The organism is Kitasatospora sp. NPDC008050, from assembly GCF_042957465.1.
In the GTDB taxonomy this organism is placed as follows: Bacteria; Actinomycetota; Actinomycetes; order Streptomycetales; family Streptomycetaceae; genus Kitasatospora.
Genome location: NZ_JBIBIJ010000004.1, coordinates 276,894 through 297,275 on the forward strand (window position 1 = coordinate 276,894; position 20,382 = coordinate 297,275).

Genomic DNA, 20,382 nt, shown 5'->3' on the forward strand with positions numbered 1-20,382 from the left:
GAGAACATGTCCGCCACTCGGTCCGCCGCACCGGACGCCGATCGACACCTGGTCCTGGTCGGAGCACGGCAACGCGACCGTGCGGCGTGCCGCGCCGCGCTCGCGCTGCCGCCGCTGCTGGTGCCCGCGATCGCCGCACACCGGAGGCTGCGCGGCCCGTACACGGTGGCCGGCACCCTGCTGCGGGCCGTCGTGCCCGAGGCCCTGGTCCGCCACCCGGCGCTGGTCGCCGCGCACGAGGTCGAACTCCTCACCGTCGCACCGGAACTGCGCGATCTGGTCCCGGCCACGCGCGAGACGCTGACCTCCCTGGCCGTGCCCGAGGAGCGCACCCGGTTCTACTCGCGGTGGCGGACCCTGCGGATCGCGCACGGGCTCATGGAGTTCCTGCACGAACTGCTGACTGCGGACGGGCCCGGCACCCGCGCGCTCGTCGTCGACGACCTGGACCATGCCGACCCCACCGACCAGGAGTTCGTGGCCGTCCTGCTGCGCCGGATGGATCCCGCGGTGCTGACCGTGGTGGTGCAGGGCACCGCCCGGCTGTTCGAACCGGTGCCACGCGACCCGTGGGTGGAGCCGGGCACGCCCGCCGGCGAGGACCTGCCCGCCCTGCTCCGCCGCTGCCGACTCGTCGAGGCCGTACCGGTCGAAGCCGCACCGGCCGAGGTGGCGTCGAACGAGATGGCGTCGGGCGAGATGCTGTCGGAGGAGGCGGCGTCGCGGGCCCGGGCGACCCGCTACGTGGCCGGCGACGCGATCGACGACGACCCCGATGCGCTCGGCGCCTACCAGCGCCTCCCGGTGGCCGAACGCCGGCTCCTGCACGACCGGCGCGCGGACGAACTGGTGGCCGCCGCCGAACCGTCGCTGGCGCTCGGTGCGATCCCGTACCACCGCGAGCGCGGCACCGACCCGTTCGGAGCCGGTGCGGAGTCGCTCGCGCACGCCATGGACACCTGCATGCTCCTCGGCTTCTATGACGCCACCATCGACTTCTGCCGGCGTGGCCGCGCGCTCGTCGACTGGGACCAACACCCCGACCTGTGGTGGCTGTTCACCAGCAAGATGCCCACCTCGCTGTCCGCGCTGGGCCGCGCCGACGAGGCCGAGGCGATCTGCGACGAGGCACGCGCGCAGACCCGCAAGCCGGCGATCCACATCCAGTGCGCCTATGCGACCTCGATGCTCTACACCCGGCACCGCGAGCCCACCCGTCGCGACCACCAGCGTGCGCTGGCCTGGATCAACGAGGCCATCGCGATGGCCTCCCTGCTGCCCGACCCCAAGCTGCGCGCCTTCAACACGGTCTTCCATCACAACGGGCTCGCGCTGATCGAAGGACACCGCGGCCGGCCGCACGCCGCGCTGGAGCTCGTCACCGCGGGCCTGGCCGAACTGGACCGCGAACTCGGCTCCGACGAGCACCACTTGCACCGTTCCGTGCTGCGCTACAACAGGGCGCAGGTGCTGACCGGGCTGGGCCGACTGGACGAGGCGCTGGAGGAGTACCGGGCGGTGCTGGCCGTCGATCCGTCCTACCCCGAGTACCACTTCGACCTGGGCAACCTGTTGCGCCGGATGGGCCGTGAGGAGGAAGCACTGGAGGCCTACGAGAGGGCGCTGCGACTGGGGCCGCCGTTCCCCGAGGTTTTCTACAACCGGGGCGACACCAGGAACGCGGCCGGGGACGTCGAGGGTGCCCTCGCCGACTTCGGCTACGTCCTCGAACTGGACCCCGGCTTCGTGGACGCCTACGTCAACCGGGCCGGGATCCGGCTGGACCTGGAGGATGTGGAGGGCGCCGAGTGCGACGCGCTGGCGGGCCTGGCGCGCGACCCGGACAACCCGTACCTGCAGGCCGTCCTGGGGCGCGTGCACGCCGCCCGCGAGGAGAACACGGCGGCCCGGCAGGCGTTCGACCGGGCGCTCGCGGTCGACCCCGACCTGGTCGCGGCGCTGTGCGGCCGGGCCGCCGTGGCGCACCAACTGGGGGACGCCGACACCGCGCTGACCGATCTGCGGCATGCGGTGGAGCTGGCACCGGACGATCCCGGCGTCCGCTACAACCACGCGTTCGTGCTCCGGGACGCCGGCCGCTGGGACGCCGCGCTCGCCGAACTCGACATCGTCGCCGCGCTGTTGCCCGACGATCCGGACGTCCTCGCAGCCCGTGAGGCCTGCCGGGCCGAGGCCGCGGCGGGATGAGCCGTCAGCGGCGCGGGAGCGATGGCTCCGGCTCCGGCTCCGGCGCCGTCGGCATCGGCGATTCCGTGCGGCCGGGCTCTGCCGGGCCCGGCCGCACGTGTCGAACGGCCGCACGGGCCGATGGCCCCCGGGGCCGTAGCGGGAGGTCAGCGGTGTCGGCGCGGCCAGGATCCGCCCGTGCGCAGCGTGTGCGCCAGACATCGCCCGGGTCTGATCAGGTGCCCGAGAAGGCCGTGCACGACGATGCCGAAGCGCCGGCCGATGATCGGGGACCTGCCCTGGGGTGCGGCCGGGGCAGGAGCCGCTTCCACCGATGATGCCGACCGCGAGGGTGACGGCGAAGACCCGGCCGAGTCGGCGGCGAACCGGGCGGTGAGCCGCACGGCCCGCTCGCGCAGCGCGCGCCGACGAAGGGCCGTCAAGGAGTTCGGCGGCACCTCGAACCGCTCCTCGTAGCACCGGATCAGCGACTCCGAGGGAAGCCGCCGCGCCTTCTCCACGTCGGCGAACACACTGTGCGCGCTGTACCCCATCAGTTTCGCCAGGGCTCTCAGGGACAGCCCTCTCTCCGCCCGTAACCGATAGAGCGCCAGACCCAACTCGCGTTCCGCATCGGTGAGTTCCGCCTGGCCGGGCGAGGCGCACGGGTCGGCCCCGTCGGTCGTGTCAGTCGGCGCCGGTTCCGGCGCCGGCCTGCTGCCTGCTCGCACGGCCACGGTGGTGTCCGTCCAGACGAGCGCACCATCCACTCGGGTGTTCCTCGGGTTCCACGTCATCGAGTTGATCACTCCTTGCGGCCCGGTCCTGCACGTTGCGTGGAGGAATAGCTCATGATGGGGCCGCAGTTGACGGCGGAACACCTCCTGGACCATGAGATGGCCAGGATTGCTCGTATCGGCATCGGTTCTTCTCGTCGCCGGCAGCCGTGCCCGTCACGCCCCGGCGTTCCTGTCACGCCCCGGCGTTCCTGTCGTGCCCCGGCGTGCCCCGTCATGCCGCGAGCCCGACCCCGGCAAGGTGCGGGGTCGGGCTCGCGGCGCCAGGTCGCCAGGTCGCCAGGTCGCCAGGTCGCCTGGCTGCTGGTCTACGGGGCGACGGTGGTCGGCTGAGGGGTGTGCATCAGGGTGTTGAGATCGTGGTACGCGATCGGGTCGGTGAGCGCGGTGTAGGTGCCCGTGCTGAGCAGTTCCTCGGCGGCGCGGCGGGCGACCGCGTAGGCGGCCTCGGCGACCGAGGAGCCGAGGCTGACCCGGGCCGCGCCGAGTCGGCCGAGTTCGGCGACGGTCGGCGCGCCGGGGCCGGCCAGCACGTTGAGCGGGACCGACAGGCCGTCGGCCAGCGCCGTCACAGTCTGCGGGTCGGTGACGCCGGGGACGAAGATGCCGTCGGCGCCCGCGGCGACATAGGCCGTGGCGCGCTCCAGGGTCTCGCGCAGCCGGGTGGCGGGGTCGCCGACGGCGCGCAGGTAGGTGTCGACGCGCGCGTTGACGAAGAGTGGGATCCCGGCCGCATCCGCGGCGGCCCGGGCGGCGGCGATGCGCTCGCACTGGTCGGCGACGGCGCGCAGCGGGCTGTCGCCGAAGTGGTGGGCGTCTTCGAGGTTGATGCCCACGGCCCCGGCGGCCAGCACACCCGCGACGGTCTCGGCCACGCCGCTCGGGGTGTCCGCATAGCCGTTCTCGATGTCCGCCGTCACCGGGACCCGGACGGTGGCCGTGATCCGGGCGATCAGGTCGAGGGCCCGGTCACGGCCGAGCCGGCCACCGTCGGCGGCGCCCAGCCCCCAGCAGACCCCGGCGCTGGTGGTGGCGATCGCGCGGGCCCCGGCGGCCTCCACCAGCCGGGCGCTGGCCGCGTCCCAGGCGTTGGCGAGGGCGAGCACCTCGTCGCCGGTGTGCAGGGAACGGAAGAGGACGGCCTTGTCGTGCAGGTTTGTCATGACGTCAGTTGATCAGGTTGCGGCGGCGTCTGTCCGGCGGTTTTCCGACCTGGCCGTGTGACCTGCGGGTACGACGCGCTGACGCACCGGCCACGATCCGCCGCGCAGGCCTCAGCCCGGCATGACGCCCTGGATGCGGGAGAGGGTGAAGGTGCGTTCGGCGTCGCGCAGGTGGCACCAGGCGGTCAGGAAGGGCGGTTCGATGTCGAGTCGGCTGATGAGGCGGGAGGTGCGGGTCCCCGCGGCGCTGAGGTAGTCGATGGTGACCAGCCGGCCCTCGTTGACCGCGTGGGCGAGTTGGCGGATGTCGGCCAGGGGCAGTTGGCGCGCGTGTCCGGCGATGATCTCCTCGGTGTCGCTGCCGAAGGGGACTCCGTGGTGCGGGTCGGGGTCCGGGAGGATCGCCGGGGCGGCCAGCAGATCGATGGCCAGGGCGCTCAGGTCGGTGGCCGCAGCGGTCGTGGCCGCGACGGTGCGGGCGGCCGCCTTCCGGCTGCGGGGCTTGGCGCCCGGCGTCCGGGGCGGCGGTACCGGGGCGGTGGCGCGCCGGGGCTGGGCCCTCTCGATGCGTACCGTCCCGTCGGCGTGCTCGGCGACGGGGGCGTAGCCCTCGGCCCGCAGCGCGGCGAGGGTCTGGTCGAGCGGGCCGGCGCTGACCAGCACGGTCGGCGCCAGCTGCCGCAGGCCGAGCCGGGCGAGCTTGCGGTGGGCGGCGAGTTCGGCCAGCAGCGCGGGCTCCTCGCCGTGGATCACGCAGAGCGCGGGGGCGATGCGCATCCGGCCGTGGCCGCGTGCGGTGTCCGTGATCAGGTACGCCAGTGGCTGCGGCAGGGAGCCGGTGGCGACGGCGGCGAGGTCGGCCGTGATCCCGTCAGGGGTGCGGCCGGCGTCCAGCGCGCGGCGGATGGTGCCCGGGCTGAACCGCCACACCGAGGCGGTGCCGCTGGTCTCCCGGTCGGCGACGCCGTCCAGGAGCGCGCTGAGCCGGGCGGACGGCGTGCCGGCGGCGACGGCCGTGAGGTCGGCGCCGATGCGGACCGTCGTGGTCGCCGCGGGCAGCAGCCGCCGACCGGCGGCGCGCAGCTGCTTGGTGTCGTCGGTCAGCAGCGCGGCGCCGAGGGGGGAGAGGGCGCCGCGGGCGAGCACGCCGAGCAGTTCGGCCTCGCGGACCGTGGTGGCGAACGGCGTCTCGTCCACCGGCGACTGCTCGGCCAGCGGGCGGTACCAGGCAGCCAACGTCCCCAACTCGGGGGCGCTCAGCACGCCCTGCCCCGCCGGGAGCTGCGCCGCGGCATCGAGCAGCCCGAGGCGGGCATGGATGCAGTCGTCCTGGGGCGGCGCCCCGGCCAGCACGGGCAGCACCTTGCCGTCCTCGTCGCAGGTCTGCGAGGGGGTGAACGGCAGGTTCAGCCAGGCCTGGAGCAGGACGGTGAGCTGTCGGCCGGGCTCCTGCTCCGCCCAGGCGTCGTACGCCTTGGTCGCCACCACGTGGTCGCCCTCCGGGGTCAGCAACCCGGCCGCGCGGGCGGTCTCCAGGGTGATGCGCAGCACGGCGTCCTCGCACTGCGCGGCCTTGCCGATCCGGCCCAGCTCACGTGCCCCGACCGCGCCGGACTTCAGCCGGGCCGGTGGGGCGGCCGCGCACGCCGACAGGACCGCGGCGGCCTGGGCGGCGAACGCCGTGGCGGTGGCCGCCGCCTCCCGGTCGACCTCCTGCGGGGTGACGGGCGCCAGCGGCACGGCGGGCGGGGCGGGGGTGAACCGGGCGTACCAGTCGGGCCCGCGCAGCAGGAGCGCCACCTCGGCGGGCATGCGCGCGGGCCCGTACCCGTGCTGCCACTGGACCAGCAGACCGCGGTCCAGCGCCCAGCGCGCGCCCGGTTCGATGCGTTGCTCCACGCCCCCGAACATGATGAACAGGTCCTTGCGCGGTGCCTGGAGCGCTCGGCGCTCCAGCAGCTCGCGGGTGGCCGTCGGCGCGCGGGCGACCACTTCGGCGATCCGCTCCGGGTCGAGGTGGTGCTCCTGCAGGGCCGCCAGGCGCTGCTCCCGGGTGCTCAGCGGCTTGAGACCCAGCGCCACCAGCATGCCGCGCAGCTCGTAGGAGGTCGTGTTCGCCAGCAGCACCGCCAGCGGCGGGTCCAACTCCAGCGGCGAGTCCCAGAAGTCCTGCAGGGGCTCGGCCAGATGGAGCATCCCGTCGTCGTCCGGCCAGACCAGCGCGCAGGCGGTCAGCACCAGCAGCGCCTCGTCCAGCCCGAGTTCGACCTCCTTGTCCGCCACGCCGAGCATGTCCGCCAGGCTCTCGCGCGTCGTGGGCGCCCGGTAGGCCGCCAGGGTCTCGGCCACCTGAAGACACGGCAGCATCAGGTGCGGCAGCATCAGCGCCACCGACCCCGGCCGCTGCAGCCGGTCCGCCAGCTCACCCGCCGACCGCGGCAGCGGCGGAGCCGCGACGTCCCGGCGCAGCGCGAGGACGGTCTCCAGCTGCGACCTGTCGAGACCGTGCAGCCAGGCCGCCAGGGAGGATCCGGAACTGGACTTCACGACTGACGGCACCTCATCACGTATCACGAACGCTGCTTCCGGCCTGGGACCGGTCGGCCCTGAGCAGAAGTCAGGGCGCGAGGCACCGGGCACAGAACTCAAGAATGGCGCATCCGGGGGCGTGCGCGCGTCACCCGAAAGAGTGGCTCCGTGGGCTGAGGGTTTTGCTTCCTCATTCGGCCAGGGCGGTGACGAGTTCGGGGACGAAGGGGGCGGCGACGCCGAGGTCGGTGGCGCGGGGGTAGGCGGGGTGGCCGGCGTGGGAGGGGAGTTCGCGCAGGGAGCGGCGGCCGTAGTAGGCGCCGGGGTGCGGGGTGCGGGGGAGGGGTGGCTCGGGTGGGCGGCCGGCGGCGATGGCGGGGAGGGTGCGCTGGAAGAGCTGGTGGCAGGCCTGGATGCCGCGGAGCAGGACCTGGTGGTAGCGGGCGTCGGGGGCGATCGGGAAGGGCTGCTCGGCCAGGACACGGCCGGTGTCCACGCCCGCGTCGACCTCGTGGAGGGTGGCGCCGTACTCGGTGTGGCCGAGCAGCAGGGCGTAGGCGACGGCGGCCGAGGGCAGGCCTCGGTGCTGCGGGAGCAGGCCGTTGTGGATGTTGTAGATCCGCAGGCCGGAGTCGAGCACGGGCGCGCGGAAGATCATCCAGTTGTTGATCGACCAGACCACGCCGTCGGTGCAGCGGGCGGTCAGCTGGGCCGCATCGGCGTTGACGTCGGTGGTGACCAGGTGGGGGACCTCGCCCACGGGGGCGTCGGCCGGGTCGTTGGTGACCACCAGGTCGATCCGGTGGCCGGTGGCCCGTGCGTGGGTGGTGGCCCGCTTGAGCAGGGCGCCGCTTCCGACGAGGATCATGCCGGCACTCCGGCGGCCGGGAGCGTGGCCTGCTGGGCGCGGTGGATCGCGTCGCTGACCCGTTGGATGGTCAACTCGGCCAGGAAGTCGCGCAGTTCGGCGGTGAACAGGCCGGCCTGCGGGGTGCTGAGCAGCTCCTCGGCGATGGCGGAGAGCATCTCCAGCACCGCCAGCGAGTCGCCGCCCAGCTCCTGGAAGTCGGAGTCGGGACCGAGCTGGGACCGGTCCACGCCGAGCATGCGGGACCACAGGGAGGTCAGGCGTTCGGTGACGTCGGACTGCTCCGGAGCGCAATCGTCGGCGAGCGGGGCGTCCTCGTCGGCGAGCGGGGCGTCCTCGCCGGCGAACGGGTCGGGCAGGGCGGCGAAGTCCGTCTTGCCGCTGACCGTGCTGGGGAGTTCGGCGACCACCACCACGACCGCCGGCACCAAGTGGGCGGGCAGCAGCTCGGCGACGAACTCGCGTAGCGTGGCGTTGAGTTCGCCATCCTGGCTCCGGTCCGAGGCGGGCAGCACGTACGCGCACAGCGCGGCCGAGCCGCCGGGGCGGGTGCGGGCCACCACGCCGGCCCGGCGCACGGCCGGGTGGCGCTCCAGAGCGGCCTGGACCTCGGCGGGCTCGATCCGGTGCCCGGCGATCTTCACCTGGTCGTCGTTGCGGCCGACGAACTCCAGGGCGCCGCTGGGCAGTCGGCGGGCCAGGTCGCCCGTGCGGTAGCGGCGCAGCTGGTCGGCGCCGACCGGGAACCGCTCGGCGTCCAGGTCCGGCCGGCCGAGGTAGCCGCGCGCCAACTGGAGCCCGGAGACCAGGATCTCGCCCACCACGCCGGTGCGCTCGGGCCCGATCGGCCGCTCCTCGCCGTCGACCCGCTCGACCAGTTCGACCTGCGCGAACGGGCCGGGGAGCCCGATCGGCACGACCGGTCCGCTCGCGCCGCCGTCGAGGACGTGGGCCAGGCAGATCACCGTCGCCTCGGTGGGCCCGTACCCGTTGATGATCCGGGTGTCGGGCCCGACCCGGCGCCGGGCCCGGTCGGCGGCGGCCCGGGTGAACTGCTCGCCGGCGACCACCAGGGTGCGCAGGCCACTGAGTTCGAGGTCGTGGTGCTCGATCAGCTCCAGGTGGGAGGGGGTGATCGCGAACGCGTCGGGCCGGTGCCGGGTCAGCAGCTCGTCCAGCACGGGGCGGCTCGGCTCGTCGGGGACGAGCACGATCGTCCCGCCGCTCAGCAGCGGCAGGAAGAGCGGGAAGACGGAGATGTCGAAGGAGTACGAGGCGAGGAAGGCGAAGCGGGTGTCCGCGTCGGTCCCGCACAGCTCCGTCGCCCAGCGGGCCAGGGCGGCCAGGCTGCGGTGCTCGATCTGGACGCCCTTGGGGCGCCCGGTGGAGCCCGAGGTGTAGATGACGTAGGCGAGTTGCGCCGGATCGATCTCGACTGCGGGGGCCGGGGTGGGAGCCGGGGTGGGGGCCTCGGTCGGGGCCGTGATGATGGACTCGACGGTGAGGACGGGGGTGCCGGTGGCGGCGGTGAGCCGCTCCCGAAGATGACGCTGCGTCAGGCAGGCGACGGCGCCTGCCTCCTGGAGTACGTCGGCGATCCGGGCGTCCGGGTGCCGCGGGTCCAGCGGCAGGTAGGCGGCCCCGGCCTTGAGGATGCCCCAGAGCGCGGCCAGGCCGGCCGGGGAGCGCTCGACGACCAGCCCGATGACGGCCGCCTGCCCGGTGCCGCGGCGCAGCAGCTCCGCCGCCACCGCGTCCGAGCGGCGGTCCAGTTCGGCGTAACTGACCGGGCCGGCCGGGCCGTCGAGCGCGATGGCCTGCGGGGTCCGGGCCGCCTGTTCGCGGAAGAGTTCGACGACGGTGGTGTCGGGGGAGGTGAGGGCGGCGGCTGCGGCCTGCGGGCGAGCGGCGGTGGCGGGCGTCGGCCCGACGAGAGCGGCGGCCAGCCGGTCCATCAACTCGTCGGCCCGCTCGGCAAGGTCGCCGCCGGGGCCCTGGCAGCTCACGGTGAGTTCGGTGCGGTCCGGCAGCTCGACCGCCACGCAGGAGACCGGCACCAGCGGCGCGTGGACCGGCAGCACATAGAGCGAGCGCGCGGTGAAGCCGCCGCCCGAGTACTGCGACAGGTCGGTCCGGCCCAGGTGGGAGACGATCGCCGAGGCCATGTGCCGGTCCCGGCGCAGCGCCACCGCCTGGCCGGTGCGCAGCAGTCCGGTGGCCACCGGCAGCGGCAGCCGGGCCAGGCCGCTCTCGAAGCCGCCGGACAGCTCCCGGTGCTCGGCGAGGGCGCCGAGCAGCTCCGCGTGGGCGGCGCGCCAGTCGCCGCCGCGCGGCAGGTCCAGGAAGACGGGCAGGCTCAGGTTGCCGGTGGCCGAGGCCCCGGTGGCGAGGTGACGGCGCAGGTCGACCGGCACCATCAGCCGGGCCCGGGGCGCGCCCGTCGCATCGACGACGGCCTGGGCCAGGCGGGCGGTCAGCGAGCGGTGCCGGCCCGGCAGCGTCCGCCGCCGCCACACCGCGCCGGGGCCTCGGCCACCGGCGCCCCGGCCGGACGAAGCCCCGAGCGGTGAGGGCTGGTCGAGTAGCAGGGTGGGGCGGCGCCCGGTGGCCCCGACCTCGGCGAGCAGCCGCTGGTCGGTCAGCGGCGAGCGGGCGGGCCTGGGCTGCTCGCCGCGCAGCGCCCGGAACACCTCCTGCAGCCACAGCTGCGCGCCGTGCCCGTCCATCACGGCGTGGCTGACCCGGAAGAGCACCGCGCCGGGCCGCTCCGTCGTGCCGGGCAGCAGCACGACCTCGCAGCCGACTCCCTGCTCCGCGTCCAGCGGCTCCGCCAGGATGGCGGTGCCGGTGCGCAGGTCGGCATCCGGTGCGCTGCCGGGCGCGGCCACCAGGACCTGCGGCGCGCGGCCCGAGTCGACCCAGACACGACCCCGGCGCACCAGTCGCGAGCCGGGGCAGGCCACGGCGGCGGCGGCCACCGCGGCGCGCAGCGCCTGCGGGGTCAGCTCGCTGCCGGGCTCGCCCTCGACGACCAGCTGCTGCACCATGGCCCGGCCCAGCCGCTGGGCGGCGAGGTAGAACCACTCCGGCGGGGACACCGGGCGCCGGAAGACCGCCTCCCGCTGCGAACGGCCGCTCGGTGTCGTGTCGTTGGAAGCCATCAGAGCCTTTCCGGCCGTTCTCTCGTCAGCCACGGGATGTCGCGCGATGCCACCGGGTGTGATGCCACAGGGTTCGATGCCAAGGGTGTGATGCCACAGGGCGTTGGGTTGTTCGGAGGGTGCGAGGTGGCCGGGCCCTGCCGGGCCCGGCCGGAGGCCACCTCAGGAGCCGCCGAGCCGGGCGAACTCCTGGGCGCCGCCGATCGATTCGACCCATTCGAGGAGCCGGGTCAGGCCGAGTTCCTGGTCCGTCACCGGCCGGTAGCCGAAGTCCCGTTCGGCCGCCGCGGTGCGGTAGGTGGTGGAGCGGGTGAGCAGCGCCACCGTGTAGCGGCTCAGCGGCCGCTCCCGGGTGGCCGCCAACGGCGGGATCAGCCAGAGCAGTTCGATCGCCTCCACCAGGGCGTCGCGAACCAGTGGCGGGATCCGCTTGGTCGGCGGCCGGCCGCCGAACAGGCCGGCCAGTCGGGCCAGGAACGCCCACAGGTCGGTCTGCTCCTGGTCGGCGATGAAGTACGCCTGCCCGCCGACCTGTTCGGCCGGGGCCTCGGCCGCCCGCAGCGCGGCTTCGACCGCGTTGTCGCAGTGGCACAGGGAGACCAGCACCCGCTTGCCGCCGGACAGGTCGGGCAGGTTGCCGGTGAGCATCTTGGCCACCATGCGCGGTACGAATCCGGAGTGGTCGCGCGGACCCCAGATGCCGCGCGGGCGCAGCGAGAGGGTGGTGAAGCCGGGCCGGTCGGCCGCCAGCACCCGCCGCTCGGCGATGGCCTTGGTCTCCGAGTACAGGTTGTGCCAGCGGTCCGGGTAGGGAGCGGACTCGTCGATGTCCAGCCGGTCCCCGTCCGAGCGCCCCATCAGCGCGCTGGGGCTGCTGATGAAGACGAACCGCCGCGCGCCGGCCTCCCGGGCCGCCGCGAGCAGCCGGGTGGTGCCGCCGATGTTCTCCTCGGTGAACTGGGCCCGGGTGCCGTGCTCGACCACCCGGGCGGCGCTGTGGTGCACCACGTCCACGCCCTTGACCGCCTCGCGCAGCGAGTCGGCGTCGCCCAGGTCGCCGTAGGCGAGTTCCAGGCCGGGCAGGGTGGCGAGGTAGGAGAGGTCGCTGGTCGGGCGGACCAGGGCGCGCACCTCGTGCCCGGCCCGCAGCGCGCCGTCGACCAGGTGCCCGCCGAGGAAGCCGGAGGCGCCGGTCACCAGGACCTTCACAGCGCCGCCTCCCCCGCGCTCCCGGGTATGGCGCTCCCGGGTATGGCGCTCCCGCCGGGTAGGACAGCGCCGCCGGGTGCGCCAGGGCGGCCGCGCCGGGCCGGGCGCGGGGTGCCGGGCGCCGGCAACTGCCGCCACCAGGTGGCGCCGTAGAGCATGGTGAGCGCCCCGGTGGTCCACGGGCCGTATCCGGCCGCCCGTCCCTTGGGTAGCGCCGGCGGGATCTGGGCGGCGTGCACCACCACGCTCAAAAAGGCATCGGTCCACCACAGCGCCTTCAGCGCCCGCTGGTCGACCGGGTGGATCGCCCCGGCTGCCAGATAGGCCCAGCCGGCCAGCGGGATGGCCCGCAGCGCCCAGATCCGGGCGCGGTTCGGGTCCAGCTGCTGCCCGGCCCAGCGGGCCAGCTGCTCGCGGCCGATCTTGGCGTTGTGCCGGATGTCGACCGGGAAGCCGGGGTGGCGCAGGAAGGTGTCCAGGGCGGCCGTCTGCGGCACGCCCTCGGCCAGCGAGCGCAACTCCGGCACCAGCGCGATCCACTGGTCGTCGGTGACCCCGTCCTCGGTCTCCACGCAGACCACCGGCCGCTGCGCGCCCGGTTCGCCGACGCCGACCAGCGCGGTGCGCCGCACCAGCGGATGGGCGTTGAACACGCCCTCGCAGCGCACGGTGTGCAGGTCGCCGGTGGCGGTGCGGACCCGCTGGGCCTTGCGCCCGCTGAACCACAGGCGTCCCTCGGTGTCCAGGTAGCCGAGGTCGCCGGTGCGGTGCCAGGTCAGGCCGGTGGCCTCGTCGCGGATCTTGTGCGAGGCGTCGGCCTTCGGCGCGGCGTGGTAACCGGCGCTGACGGAGGCGCCGGCCACCACGATCTCGCCCACCGTCCCGTCCGGGACCGCGAGTTCGGCGTGCCAGCCCGGCAGCGGATCGTCCGAGACCCGCACGATCCGCACCTCGGTGCCGGGGACCGGGTGGCCCACGCAGGTCCCGGCACCCAGCGGCGCCCGGGCGGCGGTCTCGCCCAGGATCTCGGCGGACTCGATCGAGGTGATCGGCAGCGCCTCGGTGGCGCCGTAGGTCACGTGGATCGCGCTCTTCTCGTCGAGCACCTGGCGCAGTTCGGCGACTACCTGCGCAGGCACCGGGGCGCCGCCGGAGACCACGCTGCGCAGGTCGGGCAGCTCGGTTGCGCCGCCCGGCTTCTGACGCTTGATCAGATACCCGCCCAGCAGCCGCAGCAGTGCGGGCGAGGCGAACATGGTGGAGGTGCGGTGCTCGGTCATCGCCGCCACCAGCAGGGCCGGATCGGCCTTGCCGACCTTGGCGGGCGCCACCGGCGCCAGCACCAGGGTGGATCCGAAGAGCAGGTCCAGGATGCCGTAGAGCGGCAGCGTGACGAACGAGACCTCCTCGCGGTGGCGGCCGTGCGCGTTCTGCACCGCGCGGGCCATCGCCGCCATCATCTCGTGGGTGTACTCCACGCCCTTGGCGGGGCCGGTGCTGCCGGTGGTGAACCCGATCATCATCAGGTCCTCGCCGCGAACCTCGGGAGCGGCAGCGGGAGTTGCCGAGCGGCTGGTGATCCGACGGCCCCCCGCGCGCAGCTCGGCCAGGGTGCGGCCGCCCCATCCCCAGCGCTGGCCCAGCGTGACGCTGGTGCGGACCTGGGCGAAGGCGCGACGGCCCAGGACGCGCACGGCGTGGGCCAGCGGCGGTCCGATGAACGCCTCGGCGCCCACCGCCCGGTAGCAGTGCAGCATCCGCCGGATGCCCATGCCGGGGTCCACCACGACCGGTACGGCGCCGTTGCGCAGCAGTGCGAAGAGCAGCGCGAACAGGTCCGGGCCGGGCTGGGCCATCAGCACCGTCTTGGTGCCGTGCCCGATCCCGAGTGCGGTGAAGGCGGCCGACAGCCGTTCGATGTCGGTCTGCAGCTGGCCGTAGGTCAGATCGCGGTAGCGGACGCTGCCGTCGGACTCCCGGCCGTCCGGGTAGCTGATCGCGGTCTTCCCGGGGAAGTCCCGGGCGTTGCGCGCCAGTTGCTCGGCAAGGCCGAGGTCGGCGCTGACCGACTCCTGCGCCGTGTTCAACTGGCGTCCTGCGGGCGGTAGCTGACGCAGGCCACGCTCGGTCCGGAGCCCGCGGCGAGGAACAGGAACTGGTCCACGCCGGCCGGCAGCCCCTGCTCGACGGCCTGCAGGTAGCCCAGGATCGGGGCGGCGGTGTGCGGCAGGCCGGTGGTGCCCTGCGGCACCTCGGGAGCCAGCACCTGCGCGGTGGGCAGGCCCAGCCGCTCGGCCAGCCGGGCGCCGAAGTCCGGGGTCGGCCGGGAGCTGACCACCAGGGTGTGCCGCAGGTCGATCCCCTCGGCGCTCGCGTAGTCGGTCGCGGTCCCGGCGGCCAGGTCGAGCAGCTGGTCGGCGAAGCCCTCGTCGCGCCGGACGGTGATCCGGCCGCGTCCGGTGCTGCCCATGCCGGCGGTCGGCAGGTAGCCGGCGACGGCCGACGGCTGGTCCGAGCCGGCCAGTTCGACCCGCCCGAAGCCGCCCTCGCTCTGTGCCGAGCGCTCCAGCAGCAGGGCGGCGCCGAGGTCGGCGTACGGGTAGTCGGGGTCCAGCGCGGCGCGGCCGCCGGGGTGCACGTCGGCGGCGGTGACCAGGACCCGCTCGGTGCTGCCGGTGCTGAGCAGCGCCTGGGCGACCTGGATCGCGTTCAGCACCCCGCAGGCGCCGTTCATCAGGTCGAAGGAGAAGGCGGCGGCACCCGGCACCCGGTGGGCCAGGTAGTCCAGGTTCATGCCCGCCTCCTTCTGCACCAGGGCGGCGATGGCGGGCTCGAAGGTGTTGTTCTCGCGGTAGACGCCGACGTTGATCAGGACGCCCACCGTGTCGGGGGACAACTGGGCCTCGGTCAGGCAGTCCTGGGCGGCGCGCCCGGCCAGGAGCACCGCGGAGGCGGCCTCGTCGGCCGGTGCGGTGGCGGTCGTGGCGGCCTTGATGACAGTGGTCATACGGGTCACACCCCCAGGTTGGTGATGGTCGCGGACAGGGTGCCGATGACGATCCCGGAAGCGGCCGGGACCATCAGGAACTTGGCGCCCTGACGGGCGGTCCCCTCGGTCAGGTGCTTGTGCAGGACCAGGAAGTGCGAGGTGGTCGCGGTGTTGCCGAACACCTCGCAGCCGGTGAGGGATTCGGGTATGTCGGTGCCGAACTCGCGGGCCCCGGTGGCGTCCATGAACTCCACGAAGCGGGTGCCGACCTGGTGCTGGATCACGTAGTCGAATGCCTCGTCGGCGAACGTGCGGTTCTGCTTGGCGAGTTGGTCACCGTGGAAGGTCGGCCACAGGCGCAGCCGGTCCTCCTTGTGCATCTGCTTGTTGTCGGTGTAGAGGGCGATGCCCTCGCTCCGGTCGCTGGGCATGCCCAGGCACAGGTGGGAGAACTCGGAGGAGGTCATCAGGTCCACGTAGTGGATCCGGTCGGCCTCGTCCACCGAGCGGTCCAGCACCACCGCGACCGCCGAGTCGCCGACCGACAGCGAGGCGAACTGCGGGTCGTAGGAGTCGGCCATCTCGCGGGCGGCGGTCTGGGCGACCCGGGTGCACTGCTCGCCGCTGACCACCAGGCCGGTGCGCACCATCCCGGCCCGGATCATCCGGTCCAGCAGGTAGACGCCGGACATCATGCCCGCGCAGGCGTTGGACAGGTCGAAGTGGATCGCCCGCCGGGCGCCCAGCTCCTTGGCCAGCAGCCCGGCGAAGGAGGGCTCGAAGTAGAAGTCGTCGCCGTCCTTGAAGCGGGTGATCGAGACCGAGATCACCACGTCCAGATCGGCGCCGTCGTAGCGGGAGTTGGTGAGCGCGTCGCGGGCCGCCTTGAGCGCCAGCCCGTAGGAGTCCTCGCCGGCCTCCGGGCGGGGGTCGTACACCCGCCGCTCCCGCACCCCGGTGATCCGTTCCAGCGGCACGTCCGGAACCTTGACCACGGTCGCGACCAGCTCAGGTGTGGACTGGATCGTCGGTGGCAGGTACGCGCCAAGCGCTTCGAACCGGCTGTACCCCGCGTCGGACGTCATGGTCCCCTCCGTCTGTTGTCCGGGCTCGTCTGCTCGCCGGTCCCCCCGCACCCCGGCTGATGGCGCGCCGGCGGACAGCCCCCGGATGTCGATCACTCGGCGCGATCATCAAGCTACCCAGGCGTAGACAAGGAAAGCGTTAATCCGCCGGGGAAGTGACGCACCTCACGTGACTCGCGTGACTCATGTGCCTCAAGGGGCACATGAGGGAGCGTCAGTCATCGGATCTGCCGTCCGAGCAGCCGTCCGAGCAGCCGTTGGATCGGCCGTCTGATCAACCGTCTGATCAGCCGTCCGGTCGGCTGTCGGGATCAGCGGTCGGTCCGGAGCAGCTGGGCCGCCAGCTCGCTCGGCCGGCTGAGCGCGGCCAGGTGGCCGCCGGGGATCTCCTCGACGGCGGGGACACGGCCCGGACCCAGCCGTTCGCGCACCACCCGCCGCTGGAACTCCAGGGGCAGGAAGCGGTCCTCCCGGCCCTGCAGCACGCGGGTGGGCACCTCGGGCCAGCCGGTCAGCGGCCAGGGCTGGGCGAACAGTGCGGCCGGAGGCTGCCCGACCTCCTGCGCCAGGGCGTACTCGGTCAGCTCCTGCGGCACGTCGTGGAAGAACTCGACCCGCGGATCGAAGTCGGCCTGCGGGTCCCGGCCGGTGGCGGTGGCGTAGGCGGCCCGGGCCTGTGGCTGTCCGGTCCGCTCCCACCACTGCCCGGCCGTCTCACCCGGCGCCGGGATCATGGCGTTCAGCAGCACCAACTCGTCGACGGGGAGCCGCTCGCAGACCAGCGGCGCGGAGAAGCCGGCGAGCGACTGCGCCACCAGCACCAGCCGGTCGGACGTCTGCTCTCCCCGGGACGCGCCCCGGGATTCTCCCCGGGACCGGTGGATCGCCCCGGTGATCGCGTCGGCGAAGGTGTCCAGGTCGGCGGCGGGGTCGGCGGGCAGGTCCAGGGTGACCACCTGGTGCCCCCGCGCGCGCAGTTCGGGCACCAGCCGGTGCCAGTACCAGGCACGGCCGTCGGCACCCGGCACGAGAACGTAGCTGGTCATGGTCGCCTCCGTGGGACCCGCGTGGCACCTGCACGGCACCTGTCCGATCGACTGTCACCGTACTCGGCGCCGCCGACAGCGGGCGGTTGACACGTCGAAGGCCCGCCGGGCGGCCGGGGTGCGGCGTGGCGGGGCCGGCGGGGTGAACGCCTGCGCCGGCAACGGCTCGCCGCGCGGGCGGCGGCCGGGGCCGGCGGGCAGGATGCCCGGTATGGAGAAGAGCACCCGCCCCGCGGCCCTTGACCAGCGCCCGCACCCGGACGACCAGCACGGCGCCGCGGTGCCCGGCGCCAACGGCACAACGTCCGTCGCCCCGCCCGCCCAGGCGTCGACCGGCATCCTCGTGCGGCTCGACGGCACCGTCGCCGACCGCACCCAACCCGAGCTGCGCGCCGATGACTTGGCCGCGCTGCGCGGAGACGGCGTGTTCGAGGCGCTGCTGGTCGCCGACGGCCGCCCCGTCCACCTCGACGCGCACCTCGACCGACTGGCCAGGTCGGCCGCCGCGCTCGGGCTGCGCGCACCCGACCGCGCCGACTGGCGGCGCTCGCTGGCCGTCGGTATCGCCCACCACGGCACCGTCGGCGAGTCCTACGCGAGGCTGGTGCTGACCCGGGGTCCGGAGGGCGGTGACCGGGAGAGCGCGTACGTGCTCATCGACGCCGTCCCGGACAGCACGCTGCGCGCGCGCCGCGACGGCGTACGGGCGCTGACCCTCACCCGGGGCACCGTGGTCGCCCCGCCCGAGCGCGCGCCCTGGCTGCTGAACGGCGCCAAGACGCTCTCCTACGCGGTCAACATGGCCGCCCAGCGCTGGGCGCGCGAGCACGAGGCGGACGAGGCGATCTTCCTCGCCGAGGACGGCACGGTGCTGGAGGCGCCGACCGCCGCCGTCCTGCTGCTCACCGGCGGCCGGCTGCTCAGCCCCACACCCGAACTCGGCATCCTGCCCAGCATCACGCTCCAGGCGCTGTTCGCGGCGGCCTCCGAGGCGGGCTGGGAGTGCGAGTTCGCCCGGCTGTCCGTCGGGGAGCTGCGCGCGGCCGAGGGCGTCTGGCTGCTCTCCAGCGTCCGCCTCGGCGCGCGGGTGCGCAGTCTCGACGGCGTGCCGTGCCCGCCGAGCCGCTACGACGCGCAGATCGCGGCCCTGGTACGGGCGCTGCCGGCCGGAGCCGCTGCGGGTGGCACGGGTGGCGGCAGCAGCGCTTGACGGCCTGGGCGGGTGGCGTCGTCGGCGCGTGATGGCCTTGGGCCTGCCCGGCCCTCGGTGGCCGCCCCTCGGTGTCCGGCGCCCGGGCCGGGGTCCGGGTGGGCGTCCGGGCGGGCGCCTACTCGAAGGCGGCATCCGGCTGATCGGCCGTCAGGGCCGCGCTGACCCGCCCGGCCAGCTGGGCCAGCGGCTCGCGACAGGACGGGGTCTGGTGCAGCAGCGCCGCCAGCTCCTGGGCCCAGAAGCCGAACAGCGCCCGCCGCACCGTGTCCGGGCTGGCGGCCGCCCGGACCAGCGCGGCATTGCGGTCGAGCCGGTCCTCGAACGCGCAGCGCTGGCCGCGCTCGGACCGGCGGAAGAGCCCGAGCGCGGCCTCTCTGGTGCCCTGCCACAGGTCGGTGGCCATCGCGGTGACCAGAGCTGCGGCGCCCGCCTCCGCCAGCAGGGTCAGTTCCTCCGTCATGACGCTCCTTGCGTTCCTTGCATTCGGTGGCGTCTGTCTCGACGACAAGCATCCGGCGGCGCACCGCTGGGCAACAGTCCCAGGTGCCTGCGACTCCACGGTGTCCGAAAAACACGGTGGACATCTCGTCGCATTACCAGACCCGTCGGATGTTCCGGGAACGCAATGAGCAGCTATGCCCCCAGCAGCGCGCGCAGTTCGGCCGGTCCGACCAGCCCGACCCCGTGCCCGTCGTGCACCACCACGGCTGTTCCCGCACCCCGCTCGGTCAGCTCGGCAAGCACCGTCGCCGCGTTCTCGCCGGTGCCGAACAGCGGCAGCGGCGCCCCGAGGTGCTCGCTGATCGGATCGCCCGAGGCCGCGGTGCCCCGCGCCAGGGCCGCCGTCAGCTGCTCCAGCGAGGCCGTGCCCGCCAGCTCGGGAGTGGTGGGCTGGCGCCCCGGGGCGACCGGGGCCGGGCCGGCCGGCAGCACGGGCTCCGCCCCCGCGTCCTGGCGGGCCCGCAGCACCTCCAAGGCCTGGCCGACCGTGCTGTGGTGGTGCAGATACGGCAGCGGGTGCGCGCGCAGTGCGGCCGGCACCGCGTCGCCCACCCGTGGGGCGCCCGGGTCGCCGTCCAGGAAGCCCTGGCGCAGCATCCAGTCGTCGTTGAAGTACTTGGAGAGGTACTGCCGCCCGGAGTCCGGCAGGATCACCACCACCAGGTCCTGCGGCCCCAGACCGGCCGCCACCCGCAGTGCGGCCGTGACCGCAGTGCCGGCCGAGCCGCCGACCAGCAGCCCCTCCTCGCGGGCGAGCCGGCGGATCGTCAGCAGCGAGTCCCGGTCGGGGATCGGCAGGATCTCGTCCACCACCTCCTGGTGGTAGGAGTCGGGCCAGACGTCCTCGGCCGTCTCGGGGTGGCGGAACCGCCCGGCGGCCTCCACGAAGTACGGCCGCCCGTCGCCGCCGGAGTAGACCGAGGAGGCCGGGTCCGCGCCGATCACCCGGACCGTGCCGCCGCTGGCCTCCTTGAGGAAGCGCCCGGTGCCGCTGATGGTGCCGCCGGTGCCCACGCAGGAGACCAGGTGGGTGACCCGCCCGTCGGTCTGCCGCCAGATCTCCGGCCCCGTGGTCAGATAGTGCGCGGCCGGGTTGGCCGGATTGCCGTACTGCCCGGCGAACCAGCCGCCCGGCGTCTGCTCGGCGATCCGGCCGGCCACGTTCAGGATGTGCTCGGGATCCTGGAGCGGCAGCCCACCGGGCCGGACCACCACCTCGGCGCCGTAGGCGCGCAAGGTGGCGATCTTCTCGCCGCTGGTCTTGTCCGGAAGCACGACGACCGCCCGGTAGCCCTTGGCCGCCGCGACCATGGTGAGCCCCGCACCCGTGTTGCCCGAACTGGCCTCCACCACCGTGCCGCCCGGCCGCAGCGCCCCGGACCGCTCGGCCTCCTCGATCATGCGCAGGCCGATCCGGTCCTTGACGCTGCCGCCGGCGCTCAGGTACTCCAACTTGGCGTAGACGGCGGCACCGTGCTCGTCGTCGGGCGTGCGCAGCCGTACCAGGGGCGTGTTGCCGATCAGTTCGAGCAGGGATTCATGGGTTTCCATGCGCCGCACACTATCCGCAGCATCTGCAGCATTCGCAGCAGCAGCGTCGTAGCGTCCGGCGGAGGTCCGGCGGTGGTCCGGCG

14 protein-coding genes and 1 pseudogene are annotated in these 20,382 nt (G+C 74.2%); 3 read left to right on the forward strand and 12 right to left on the reverse strand.

Features of this window, described 5'->3' with window-relative positions:
- The first annotated feature begins 6 nt into the window (after positions 1 to 6).
- Positions 7 to 2,208: a tetratricopeptide repeat protein gene (locus ACFZB9_RS10445; protein ID WP_391445593.1), complete on the forward strand. Its 2,202-nt coding sequence runs from the start codon at positions 7 to 9 to the stop codon at positions 2,206 to 2,208.
- Between the two features lie 146 nt (positions 2,209 to 2,354).
- Here ACFZB9_RS10445 and ACFZB9_RS10450 read toward each other — a convergent pair whose 3' ends face one another.
- From ACFZB9_RS10450 to ACFZB9_RS10490, 9 genes are all read right to left on the reverse strand, one after another.
- A complete protein-coding gene (locus ACFZB9_RS10450) occupies positions 2,355 to 3,080 on the reverse strand; it encodes a helix-turn-helix domain-containing protein (RefSeq protein WP_391445595.1) in 726 nt (241 codons plus the stop codon).
- A gap of 212 nt (positions 3,081 to 3,292) precedes the next feature.
- A complete protein-coding gene (locus ACFZB9_RS10455; RefSeq protein WP_391445597.1) occupies positions 3,293 to 4,147 on the reverse strand; it encodes an isocitrate lyase/phosphoenolpyruvate mutase family protein in 855 nt (284 codons plus the stop codon).
- A 111-nt stretch (positions 4,148 to 4,258) separates the two neighbouring features.
- Positions 4,259 to 6,694: a helicase C-terminal domain-containing protein gene (locus ACFZB9_RS10460; RefSeq protein ID WP_391445599.1), complete on the reverse strand. Its 2,436-nt coding sequence runs from the start codon at positions 6,692 to 6,694 to the stop codon at positions 4,259 to 4,261.
- A 172-nt stretch (positions 6,695 to 6,866) separates the two neighbouring features.
- Positions 6,867 to 7,544: a formyltransferase family protein gene (locus tag ACFZB9_RS10465; RefSeq protein ID WP_391445600.1), complete on the reverse strand. Its 678-nt coding sequence runs from the start codon at positions 7,542 to 7,544 to the stop codon at positions 6,867 to 6,869.
- Positions 7,541 to 10,705: an amino acid adenylation domain-containing protein gene (locus ACFZB9_RS10470; RefSeq protein ID WP_391445602.1), complete on the reverse strand. Its 3,165-nt coding sequence runs from the start codon at positions 10,703 to 10,705 to the stop codon at positions 7,541 to 7,543. Before ACFZB9_RS10470 ends, ACFZB9_RS10465 begins: the two co-directional genes overlap by 4 nt.
- A gap of 162 nt (positions 10,706 to 10,867) precedes the next feature.
- On the reverse strand, positions 10,868 to 11,914 hold the full coding sequence (locus ACFZB9_RS10475) for an NAD-dependent epimerase/dehydratase family protein (RefSeq protein WP_391445604.1): 1,047 nt from the start codon (positions 11,912 to 11,914) through the stop codon (positions 10,868 to 10,870).
- A complete protein-coding gene (locus tag ACFZB9_RS10480) occupies positions 11,911 to 14,001 on the reverse strand; it encodes a fatty acid CoA ligase family protein (protein WP_391445606.1) in 2,091 nt (696 codons plus the stop codon). The genes ACFZB9_RS10475 and ACFZB9_RS10480 overlap by 4 nt, the downstream gene beginning before the upstream one ends.
- Positions 13,998 to 14,921 (reverse strand): hypothetical protein, encoded by a 924-nt coding sequence (locus ACFZB9_RS10485; RefSeq protein WP_391445608.1) that lies wholly within the window; start codon positions 14,919 to 14,921, stop codon positions 13,998 to 14,000. The genes ACFZB9_RS10480 and ACFZB9_RS10485 overlap by 4 nt, the downstream gene beginning before the upstream one ends.
- Positions 14,922 to 14,926: 5 nt before the next feature.
- Positions 14,927 to 15,988, reverse strand: coding sequence for a 3-oxoacyl-ACP synthase III family protein (locus ACFZB9_RS10490; protein WP_391445609.1), 1,062 nt, complete (start codon positions 15,986 to 15,988; stop codon positions 14,927 to 14,929).
- Positions 15,989 to 16,191: 203 nt separating this feature from the next.
- Here ACFZB9_RS10490 and ACFZB9_RS10495 point away from each other — a divergent pair.
- Positions 16,192 to 16,281 (forward strand): annotated as a pseudogene (locus ACFZB9_RS10495) (PT domain-containing protein); the annotation flags it as partial.
- Between the two features lie 18 nt (positions 16,282 to 16,299).
- On the opposite strand, the gene ACFZB9_RS10500 reads toward ACFZB9_RS10495, so the two are convergent.
- Positions 16,300 to 17,034, reverse strand: a complete 735-nt coding sequence (locus tag ACFZB9_RS10500; protein ID WP_391445611.1) for an alpha/beta fold hydrolase — start codon at positions 17,032 to 17,034, stop codon at positions 16,300 to 16,302.
- Positions 17,035 to 17,245: 211 nt separating this feature from the next.
- Here ACFZB9_RS10500 and ACFZB9_RS10505 point away from each other — a divergent pair, with 211 nt between their 5' ends.
- Positions 17,246 to 18,244 (forward strand): aminodeoxychorismate lyase, encoded by a 999-nt coding sequence (locus tag ACFZB9_RS10505; protein ID WP_391445613.1) that lies wholly within the window; start codon positions 17,246 to 17,248, stop codon positions 18,242 to 18,244.
- 118 nt (positions 18,245 to 18,362) lie between these two features.
- Here ACFZB9_RS10505 and ACFZB9_RS10510 read toward each other — a convergent pair whose 3' ends face one another.
- A complete protein-coding gene (locus tag ACFZB9_RS10510; protein WP_391445615.1) occupies positions 18,363 to 18,707 on the reverse strand; it encodes a hypothetical protein in 345 nt (114 codons plus the stop codon).
- A 173-nt stretch (positions 18,708 to 18,880) separates the two neighbouring features.
- The gene (locus ACFZB9_RS10515) at positions 18,881 to 20,299 is read right to left on the reverse strand and encodes a pyridoxal-phosphate dependent enzyme (RefSeq protein WP_391445617.1); all 1,419 of its coding nucleotides are present in this window, start codon (positions 20,297 to 20,299) and stop codon (positions 18,881 to 18,883) included.
- Positions 20,300 to 20,382: the final 83 nt, after the last annotated feature.

Bases quoted from the DNA above. Each gene is read 5' to 3' on its own strand.
- ACFZB9_RS10445 (WP_391445593.1), top strand. From the start codon at position 7: ATGTCCGCCACTCGGTCCGCCGCACCGGACGCCGATCGACACCTGGTC.
- ACFZB9_RS10450 (WP_391445595.1), bottom strand. From the start codon at position 3,080: ATGGTCCAGGAGGTGTTCCGCCGTCAACTGCGGCCCCATCATGAGCTA.
- ACFZB9_RS10455 (WP_391445597.1), bottom strand. From the start codon at position 4,147: ATGACAAACCTGCACGACAAGGCCGTCCTCTTCCGTTCCCTGCACACC.
- ACFZB9_RS10465 (WP_391445600.1), bottom strand. From the start codon at position 7,544: ATGATCCTCGTCGGAAGCGGCGCCCTGCTCAAGCGGGCCACCACCCAC.
- ACFZB9_RS10470 (WP_391445602.1), bottom strand. From the start codon at position 10,705: ATGGCTTCCAACGACACGACACCGAGCGGCCGTTCGCAGCGGGAGGCG.
- ACFZB9_RS10485 (WP_391445608.1), bottom strand. From the start codon at position 14,921: ATGACCACTGTCATCAAGGCCGCCACGACCGCCACCGCACCGGCCGAC.
- ACFZB9_RS10490 (WP_391445609.1), bottom strand. From the start codon at position 15,988: ATGACGTCCGACGCGGGGTACAGCCGGTTCGAAGCGCTTGGCGCGTAC.
- ACFZB9_RS10500 (WP_391445611.1), bottom strand. From the start codon at position 17,034: ATGACCAGCTACGTTCTCGTGCCGGGTGCCGACGGCCGTGCCTGGTAC.
- ACFZB9_RS10505 (WP_391445613.1), top strand. From the start codon at position 17,246: ATGGAGAAGAGCACCCGCCCCGCGGCCCTTGACCAGCGCCCGCACCCG.
- ACFZB9_RS10510 (WP_391445615.1), bottom strand. From the start codon at position 18,707: ATGACGGAGGAACTGACCCTGCTGGCGGAGGCGGGCGCCGCAGCTCTG.
- ACFZB9_RS10515 (WP_391445617.1), bottom strand. From the start codon at position 20,299: ATGGAAACCCATGAATCCCTGCTCGAACTGATCGGCAACACGCCCCTG.